This window comes from Kitasatospora sp. NPDC059327, from assembly GCF_042752535.1.
Classification (GTDB): Bacteria; Actinomycetota; Actinomycetes; order Streptomycetales; family Streptomycetaceae; genus Kitasatospora.
Genome location: NZ_JBHYYB010000217.1, coordinates 1 through 4418, shown reverse-complemented (window position 1 = coordinate 4418; position 4418 = coordinate 1). Strand labels below are relative to the sequence as shown.

The window sequence follows — 4418 nt, the reverse complement described above, 5'->3', positions numbered from 1 at the left end:
CGAGCCCGCACCCGAACCAGCCACTTCGCAGCGCTTCGCCCCGCCGACCAACCAGTCGGCGGGGCGAAGCAGGGCCCGAATTAACCAACAGCGTCACCATCCGGTCACCGGCCCCACCCGCGTGAGTCGATCAGGCGCCGCTGGCGACCTTGCCGATCATGGCCCAGCCGCCGCGGCCGTCGCCGCCCTTGTTGAGGGCCGCCTGGGTGCTGCCGTCACCCTGGTTCCACAGGTAGTCGGCCTTGCCGTCGGCGTCGAAGTCGGTCAGGAAGACGTTGCCCCGGTCGGAGGTCATACCGCCGGCGATCTTGCCGAGGCCCTGCCAGCCGGCGCCGCCGGCCGGGTCGCCGCCGCGGTTGGCCCAGACCGAGACCGAGCCGTCGGCGTCGAACAGGATGTAGTCGGCCTTGCCGTCGCCGTCGAAGTCGGCGAAGCGGACGCGGCTGCGGTCGTTGGTGATGCCGGTGGCGATCTTGCCCTGGCCCTGCCACCCGGCGCCGCCGGCCGGGTCGCCGCCGCGGTTCAGCCACACCGACACCGAGCCGTCGTCGGCGACGACGAGGTAGTCGCTGCGGCCGTCGCCGTCGAAGTCGGCGAAGCGGACCTGGTCCTGGCGGGTGGTGACGCCGGTGGCGACCTTGCCGATGCCCTGCCAGCCGGCGCCGCCGGCCGGGTCGCCGCCGCGGTTCAGCCACGCCGAGACCGAGCCGTCGGAGTTGATCACCAGGTAGTCGGCCTTGCCGTCGCCGTCGAAGTCGGCGAAGCGGACGCGGCTGCGGTCGTTGGTGATGCCGGTGGCGACCTTGCCCAGGCCCTGCCAGCCGGTGTTGCTGACCGGGTCGCCGCCGTGGTTCAGCCAGGCCGTCACCGAGCCGTCGTCCTCGACGGTCAGGTAGTCCGGCCGGCCGTCGCCGTCGAAGTCCGCCCAGCGCAGCCGGCCGGTGCCGACCTCGTTCACGGCCGCCGAGCGGCGGTCGCACAGCTGCCGGATCCAGCTCGCGAGGTCATCGGTGCGGCTGCTGACGGCGCCGGTCCGGGTCTCGGTGGCCGGCGTGCCGTAGCAGCCGCCCTGCCAGGACAGGCTGCTGACCGCGACCAGCTCGGCCTTGCCGTTCTTCTCCCGCACGGCGGGCGCGCCGGTGTCGCCCTTGCAGACGGCCGCGCCGTTCACGCCCGTGCTGGCGACGGTGGTGGCCTGCACGGCGTCCACCGTGAAGACCCCGGAGCGCAGCTTGGTCGGCGACCACTCGTCCGCGCTACGACCGAAGCCGGGAACGCGCAGGCTCTCCGCGCCCACCGGCGCGGTGGTCGCCACGGCGAGCGGCGTCACCCCGTACACGGGGGTGGCCAGCCGTGCCATCACGAGGTCCCGGTCCTGACGGGGCACCAGTTCGACGACCTGCGAGACCTGGCCCGCCGTCGTCGTCAGGTCGCTGCGCCCGACGGTGGCGGTGGTCTTCCACTTCGGCGCGCCCGCGGCGAGCGTGGTCGGCTGCGCGGGGTCGTCCGAGAAACAGCTCGCGGCGGTGACCACCCAGAGCCGGTCCACCAGCGCACCGGTGCAGGCGCGGGCGTTGGCCCCGATGTCCAGGCGGACGGTGAACCCGTAGGCGCCGTCGGCCGTCGGATCACCCACCACCGCACCGGCCGGAGCGCCGGAGGCGACGGTCAGCGCACCCGCGGTCACGGCGGAGGCGACGAGCCCCGCCTTCCAGCCCGGGCGTTGCCCCTTGCGAATCATGTCAGGTCCTTGGGATCGATCTGTCAGAAGGTCGGGACGGCGCGGGACGTTCCGGATACCACCGCGGCACCGTCGAACCGGCGCGACGCGTCACCGCAGAGCCCTCTTCCACGTGGTGGAAAAGGGAAGTGACGCCGACACACATCCGCCCCGCCCCAGATGTGGATCAACAACGAAGATCGGTACGGAAACTACCGGCCGGCCGGACCGCCCCCAAGGTGACCTGCGTCACACGGGATCGTTTTCCGCCACGGCCCCGTCCGGGCGGCGCCGGTCCGGCGCCGGCCCGCCGGGCCGGCCGGATTCTCCAAGGTCACTGGGGGGCAGCGCGGTTGGGTGCGGCCGCCGCGTGGCCGGCTCCCCGCGGCCCGGGGCGCGACGGGCCCGAAGGATTTCCGGTTTTGCCACCTCCCGGCCCTTTCCGCCCCGGCCCGGCCGCCAGCTCCTCGCCCCTCGCCCGTCCGCCCGGTCGGGCGCGCCGTCGGCGCGGGGCGGGCGGGCGGACCAGGTCGGCGGCGCGGGCCCGGCAGGACTTAGGCTCGGACCGAATCCAACGGTGTCCGAAGGGCGGCACGGCATGCAATCGGGACTGACGTTCTCCACGGCCGACCTGGCGCAGACCCGCTTCGCGATCTCCCCGATGTGGGAGGTCGTCACCAGCTTCCGGCTGCTGCGCCGGGAGAAGGAGCCGCCGCTGCACCGGCGTTGGGCCGAGCAGGTCCGGGCTCGGCTCGCCCAGGCGGGGCTCGACCGCGGCTGGCTGGCCGAGCTGGTGCCCGCCGGCGGCTACCTCGCGGACTTCCTCAACCCGACCCCCGCCACCTCGTTCCCCGTCCTCGCCACCGAGCTGGACGCGATCCGGCGGACCGAGCCCGAACGCGTGCGCACCGAGCTCGGCATGCTGGCCGCCGAGCGCGACCACGGCCCGTCCGCCCGGTTCCGGATCCTGTCCGAGGCTCCCGAGGAGGCGCTGGAGAAGGTCGTCGCCGAGATCGAGACCTACTGGGAGCTGGCCCTGGCGCCCTACTGGGACAGGATCCGGCGGCTCCTCGAAGCCGATGTGGTCCACCGGGCCCGCCAGGTGGCGGAGCACGGCTCGGCCCATGTCCTCAACGAACTGCACGAGTCCGTCCGGTGGGACGACGGCACCCTGCGGTTGGTCTGCCGCCACTGCGCGCTGACCCGGGACCAGGCGGGTTCCGGGCTCCTGCTGGTGCCCTCCGCGTTCGCCTGGCCGAAGGTGCTGACCCGCTCGGTGGCGCCCGATCCACCCCAACTCGCCTACCCGGCACGGGGGATCGGCAACCTGTGGGAGCCCCGCGCGACCACCTCGCCCGACGCGGTGGCCGCCGTCCTCGGTCGCTCCCGCACGATGCTGCTGACCGAACTGGACACGCCCTCGTCGACCACCCGGCTCTCCCAGCGGTTCGGCCTGTCCGCGGCCGGCGTCTCCCAGCACCTCACGGCCCTGCGCAACGCCGGCCTGGTGACCGCCCACCGCAGCGGCCGCTCCGTCCTCTACGCCCGCACCGCCCTCGCGGACGCCCTGCTGGCCCCCGAGGACGCCCTGCCGGCCCCGGCCGGGAGCTGACCCCGGCCGGAACCGGCGTGCCCCGGGACCGGGAGGGCTCAGCCCAGGACGAGCTGGGCGACCAGGCTGATCGTGGTGGCCAGGATGCTGGCGCCGAAGACGTAGGACAGCAGGCAGTGCCGGAGGACGACCGCCCTGAGCGTACTGCTGGAGACGCTGGTGTCGGAGACCTGATAGGTCATGCCGAGGTTGTAGCTGAAGTAGAGGAAGTCGCTGTACCGGGGCGGCTCGTCGGTGTTGAAGTCGATCCCGCCGCCGGGGCGGCCGTAGTAGATGTACGCGTAGCGGGTGGCGTACATCAGGTGGAGCGCCGCCCAGGCGCTGAACACCCCGCAGAGCGCCGTCGCCGCCACGGCGTGGCCCGGGTCGGACTTGCCGACCAGCAGCAGGACCACGATGCCGACCAGTCCGCACAGCGCGGCCGCGACGACGGCGAGTTCCTCGACGAGGGGCCGGAACTCCTCCCGCCGGACGTTGCGCCGGGTGGTCTCCGGGTCCATGGGCCACAGGACGACCCACCCCGACACCACGAAGATCGTCTCGGCCCCGGCGATACCGGCGAGGACGCCCTGGGGTACGCCGGCCAGGACGCCGACGACCGTGCCGAGGGCGGCCCCGAGCACCGTCGAGCCGGCGAGCCGAGGGACGGCGGACAGCAGGAACCACGGGGCCATGAGGACCTCAAGGGCGGGACGGCGGCGACGGCGCCAGGGTAGCCCCGGGCGGACCGGGGTGGACGGCGGCGCGCCCCGGAGCCCCGACGGTCCCCCGCCGCTTCGGCCGCCGTCGCGCAGGAGTGCCGCGGGCCGGGGGAGGGGCAGGGGGAGCGGTCGGGGCGATCAAGGCTATGGTTCCTTGGCGGTCCACGGACACCGGGGTACGAGGGAGAGTGCTGTGAAGCTGGTTGGTCGCACGATGACGGCGGCTGCGGCCGGGGTGCTGCTGAGCGTCCTGACGGCCTGTGGCTCCAGCGGTTCGGGAACCCCGGCGGGCGGGCCCGGCGGTTCCGCGGCCGCGGCCGGGCAGGGCAGCACGGCGACCACCGGTCCCGGCACGAGCGCGGGCGCGGCCGACCCCGCGGCCCAG

3 protein-coding genes and 1 pseudogene are annotated in these 4418 nt (G+C 74.2%); 2 read left to right on the top strand and 2 right to left on the bottom strand.

Going from position 1 to position 4418, the window contains the following annotated elements; all coding sequences use genetic code 11:
* Positions 1 to 130 precede the first annotated feature (130 nt).
* On the bottom strand, positions 131 to 1741 hold the full coding sequence (locus ACFXHB_RS44420) for an FG-GAP-like repeat-containing protein (protein ID WP_380582880.1): 1611 nt from the start codon (positions 1739 to 1741) through the stop codon (positions 131 to 133).
* A gap of 577 nt (positions 1742 to 2318) precedes the next feature.
* Between ACFXHB_RS44420 and ACFXHB_RS44415 the strand changes: the two genes are divergently transcribed.
* Positions 2319 to 3332, top strand: coding sequence for a DUF5937 family protein (locus ACFXHB_RS44415; RefSeq protein ID WP_380582878.1), 1014 nt, complete (start codon positions 2319 to 2321; stop codon positions 3330 to 3332).
* A 38-nt stretch (positions 3333 to 3370) separates the two neighbouring features.
* Here ACFXHB_RS44415 and ACFXHB_RS44410 read toward each other — a convergent pair whose 3' ends face one another.
* Complete coding sequence (locus tag ACFXHB_RS44410) at positions 3371 to 4006, bottom strand: DUF1345 domain-containing protein (RefSeq protein ID WP_380582876.1); 636 nt, start codon at positions 4004 to 4006, stop codon at positions 3371 to 3373.
* A gap of 220 nt (positions 4007 to 4226) precedes the next feature.
* Between ACFXHB_RS44410 and ACFXHB_RS44405 the strand changes: the two are divergent.
* Positions 4227 to 4418 (top strand): annotated as a pseudogene (locus ACFXHB_RS44405) (hypothetical protein); the annotation flags it as partial.